The organism is Crenalkalicoccus roseus (genome assembly GCF_004761865.1).
Classification (GTDB): Bacteria; Pseudomonadota; Alphaproteobacteria; order Acetobacterales; family Acetobacteraceae; genus Crenalkalicoccus; species Crenalkalicoccus roseus.
Window position 1 is genome coordinate 1 of the sequence record NZ_SJDM01000110.1, and the last position, 914, is coordinate 914.

1 protein-coding gene is annotated in these 914 nt (G+C 40.6%); it reads right to left on the reverse strand.

Going from position 1 to position 914, the window contains the following annotated elements; genetic code table 11:
• Positions 1 to 636: 636 nt before the first annotated feature.
• Positions 637 to 726 (reverse strand): pepsin-like aspartyl protease, encoded by a 90-nt coding sequence (locus ET526_RS22680; protein WP_408869783.1) that lies wholly within the window; start codon positions 724 to 726, stop codon positions 637 to 639.
• Positions 727 to 914 lie beyond the last annotated feature (188 nt).

A 914-nucleotide genomic window follows, 5' to 3' on the forward strand; every position in this document is an offset into this window, starting at 1 on the left:
GCCGTATCTTGCACCATTCTCTAGTGCACCTCAATAGGCGTATTGCATCGCCACTCTGCACTTGTATTCGACATTTTCTGGCAAAGCCTTGTTGAATTTCTCCTCACCCGAAACATAACATGCAGTGCAACCATGTGAAAAAAAGTGAACGTCCCCAATCATTACGGGGCAGTCGGATCGATCACACTTAACGTTGATCAATCGTTATAAAATGATTAAATTTCACCTCCAGTTTTGATCAATGACTCATTGCGACTTGTTGCGTTTTAATGCTTTTAAATTCATATGGAAATAGAGCATTTCGACACCGCGCATCAACATTGCTGAACCAATCATTGCGATATCGTGTGAACTGTTCATCGTGCAGGCCTGTTGCTATGCGATAGAGTCATGCTATGTTATGTTGTGTTGTGTTCTTCACGATTGTTTCATTGTTATCAATAACACATGACTCACTGAGTAAGTGCATTTTTTCATGTTCATTGCATGATGATAAATTAGGTTATAGAAAATGTTCATATGATAAATTCTTGAGTAATGAGAATAATCATGCAAAATTTGTAGTAATGAACGGGCATATGGATACAAAAATGCGGCAAGTTCACCAAGATCGATAAAAAGAGACTGAATAACTAACTAGTTACAGTCCTGGTCCACAACCCAAAACTCATGGGAGGCCGTGTCCATGTGAGACCAAAAGTATTGTTCAGGTGTGCCGATCCCCATACGCAACCCGTATACGCCTTTTCTAGCGAACGTCTGAAGATTCCATAATTTATTAACTGAAAGAAGCGACTTTCACAACGCGATTTTGTGGACGTCACCGAGAGACAAGACAGTGGAAATTTGCCTCCAGACGGAGTTTTCCGTCCCTATGTTGAACACGGGTTGTTGTATTGAGATGTTTATGCGAA

Coding starts and splice junctions, on each gene's coding strand:
- ET526_RS22680 (WP_408869783.1), bottom strand. CDS start 726: ATGGGGATCGGCACACCTGAACAATACTTTTGGTCTCACATGGACACG.